Consider the following 3,066-nt stretch of genomic DNA (forward strand, 5'->3'; position numbering starts at 1 on the left):
CTCCAGCAGCTCGCGCCCTGCCTGCACGTTGCGCGCACGGTCCAGCTTGTGGAACCAGCTGCGCACCTTCTCGCGCGAGCGGTTGCTGGCCAGGAAGCCGTTGGCCGGCATCAGCCAGTCGCGGCGCGGGTCGGCCTCCTTGCCGGTGAGGATCTCGACGCGATCCCCGCTGCGCAGGCGGTAGGTCAACGGCACGATGCGGCCGTTGACCTTGGCCCCACGGCAGCGGTGCCCGACCATGGTGTGCACCTGGTAGGCAAAATCCAGCGGTGTTGCGCCCTGCGGCAGGTCCAGCACCTCGTCCTTCGGGGTCAGCGCGTAGACACGGTCTTCGGTCAGCTCGGCATCAAGCGCCCCGGCCAGTTCATTGCCCTGCCCGTCCTGCGCCTGCTCCAGCAGCTGCCGCATCCAGGTGATCTTGCGATCGAACGACTTCTCCGCGCCCTTGCCGCCTTCCTTGTACTTCCAGTGCGCGGCCACGCCCAGCTCGGCCTGCGCGTGCATGTCGTGGGTGCGGATCTGCACTTCGATGGTGCGCCCTTCCGGGCCAACCACCGCCGTGTGCAGCGAGCGGTAATCGTTGGCCTTGGGCCGGGCGATGTAATCGTCGAACTCGCTCGGCACCGGTGCCCACAGCGCATGCACCACGCCGAGCGCGGCGTAACAGGCGGCGACGTCGTCGACCATCACCCGTACCGCACGGATGTCATACAGCTGGTCGAAAGCCAGGCGCTTCTTCTGCATCTTCCGCCAGATGCTGTAGATGTGCTTGGGCCGGCCGCTGACCTCGGCGCGGATGCCCTGCACGCCCAGTTCGCGCGACAGCACCTTTTTCACATTCTCGACATAACGCTCGCGGGCGATGCGGGTTTYGTCGACCTCACGCGCGATGCGCCGGTAGGTTTCCGGCTCCAGGTGACGGAAGGCCAGGTCTTCCAGCTCCCACTTCAACTGCCAGATGCCGAGCCGGTTGGCCAGCGGCGCATGGATGTCGCGGGTCAACTGGGCCAGCGCGCGGCGCTGCTCCTCATCGAGCTTGTCGGCCGCGCGCATGCGCGCCAGCTGCCGGGCCAGCAGGATCGGTACCACCCGCAGGTCGCGGATGATGGCCAGCAGCAACCGGCGCAGGCCTTCGCTGTTGCGGCCGGCCTCGCGACCGGCATGCAGTGCCCAGACGGGATCGGCCGCATCCTGTCCATCGAGCAGGCCGATCACCGCCGCTTTGTGGCTGCCCAGCGGCAGTGCATCGAGATGGACGCGCAGGCCCGGCAGATCGAACAGCAGGGCCGCCACCACGGCACCCTCGTCTGCCGAGAGCATCGCCAGCGCGTCCAGGGTATCGCCCAGCACCGACCAGCTGGCACGCATCTGCGGGTCGCAGTCGGGCGCTTCCCAATGCCCGCGCAGGGCCTGGCGCAGCGGAGCCGGCAGCACGGCTGCCGAGGGGCGGTTCAACAAGGCATCCAGGCCGGGGACGGAAGCGCGGTTCACAGCATCGAGCAGGCAAGACAGAAGCCCCTACACTAGCGCCGCAGCCGTTCAGGAACAATCGCCGCGGCCAGCATCGCCGGGAATGTGGACATGCCGCTACACTCGCCGACATCCACGGGAGAGTTCCGCATGCCTTCGATCACCCTGCCTTTCCGCCCTCGCCTGCTGGCCTGTGCCGCCGTGCTGCTGTCCCTGTCGGCGCCCGCGCTGGCCCAGCGCGTGGTGCAGGGCGACCTGCAGCAGCAGATGTCGCCGGCCGAATTCAAGGCCGCAGGCCTGGACAAGCTCAATGCCGCCGAGCTGGCCACGCTCAACCGCTGGCTGCAGGGCAAGGTTGAAGCCGCCACCACCGAGGCGGTCGCTGCGGTGCGCGAAGAAGCGCGTGAGGAAGGCCGCCAGGAAGTGATCGTGAAGAACCGCGGCTTCTTCGACTTCGGCAGCAACGAACCGATCAGCGGCGTGCTGCAGGGCGAGTTCCGCGGTTTCGGCAAGGGCCGGATCTACGTGCTGGACAATGGCCAGCAGTGGGAACAGACCGATACCACCTCGGTTTCCGGCGTACGCAAGCAATCGCCGAAAGTCAGCATCAGCCCCGGGGTGATGGGCGTGTGGTACCTGAAGGTCGAAGGCGTGAACACCCAGCCCAAGGTCCGCCGCACCAAGTAACGGCCTGGCTTTGCTGTAGAGCCAAGCCAACGATTGGCGACAACCTGCTGCGCCACGTCCCGCAGTAGATCCACGCCATGCGTGGATGCCATTCCGCTTGACCCCGCCAGCCAGTACCCGGCGGGGTCAGCCCAGGGGTTACGAGGCCTGGCGCAGTGCGGTCACCCGCTGTGCCAGTTTCTTCGCCGAAACGCCGGTGCGTGCGCCCAGTTCCTGGGCGAACAGCGATACCCTCAGCTCTTCCAGGTCCCAGCGTAATGCCTGCCACTGCGGCCGTTCGCGCAGGCCCTGCTGCTCGCCCACCTGCAACGCCTCCAGGAACGGGTGCAGTTCCAGCATGCGCGCCTGGTCACGCGGGGGATCGCGCTTGGCGCGTTCGGTGCGCAGGATCATCGCTTTCAGGTAGCGCGGGTACTGCGCCAGGGCGTCGGCCGGCGTGTCGCGCAGGAAGCCGGGATGGATCAGCCCAACCAGCTGCGCTTCCATGTCATCCAGATTGCCGCGCGCCCAGCCCATCAACGGTGCTTCCAGCATCGGCTTCAATTCGGCCACCAGGGCAAGGATCGTCTCGGCCAGCTTCAACCGCTGCATGGCCTCGCCGAACAGCGTTTTTGCGGCGTGCTCGCGACGCTGTTCGAACGCCGCCGCATCGCGGATATCGCTCAGGCCGTCGGCCAGCACGGCATTCAGCGCCGCATCGACCAGATCGCCACGCAGGCGTTCCTGGGTTTCGATCGAGGCGTACAACAGGCCGGTTTTCGCTGCTACCGGCAACTGCTTGCGTGCCTGTTTGATCTTCTCGCCCAGGCCGATCTCCAGCAGTCGACGCACGCCCAGCGGGTGTGCTTCCTCGGCCTGTTGGCGATCAGCAAAGATGCGTAGTGCAACGCTGTCACCCTCATCCTTCAG

Annotated in this window: 3 protein-coding genes; 1 reads left to right on the forward strand and 2 read right to left on the reverse strand. The window is 66.9% G+C overall.

What is annotated here, in order from left to right; translation table 11 throughout:
* A partial coding sequence (locus tag AB4Y84_RS17765; protein WP_442250569.1) for a bifunctional (p)ppGpp synthetase/guanosine-3',5'-bis(diphosphate) 3'-pyrophosphohydrolase occupies window positions 1–1,368 on the reverse strand: 1,368 nt, incomplete at its 3' end.
* A 252-nt stretch (window positions 1,369–1,620) separates the two neighbouring features.
* Here AB4Y84_RS17765 and AB4Y84_RS17770 point away from each other — a divergent pair.
* Complete coding sequence (locus AB4Y84_RS17770) at window positions 1,621–2,157, forward strand: hypothetical protein (protein ID WP_176019856.1); 537 nt, start codon at window positions 1,621–1,623, stop codon at window positions 2,155–2,157.
* Window positions 2,158–2,295: 138 nt separating this feature from the next.
* Here the strand turns inward: AB4Y84_RS17770 and AB4Y84_RS17775 are convergent.
* Window positions 2,296–3,066, reverse strand: a 771-nt coding sequence (locus tag AB4Y84_RS17775; RefSeq protein ID WP_442250568.1) for a DUF3418 domain-containing protein, incomplete at its 5' end; no start/stop codon positions are given.

The organism is Stenotrophomonas sp. 2YAF22 (assembly GCF_052114665.1).
Lineage (GTDB): Bacteria > Pseudomonadota > Gammaproteobacteria > Xanthomonadales > Xanthomonadaceae > Stenotrophomonas > Stenotrophomonas indicatrix.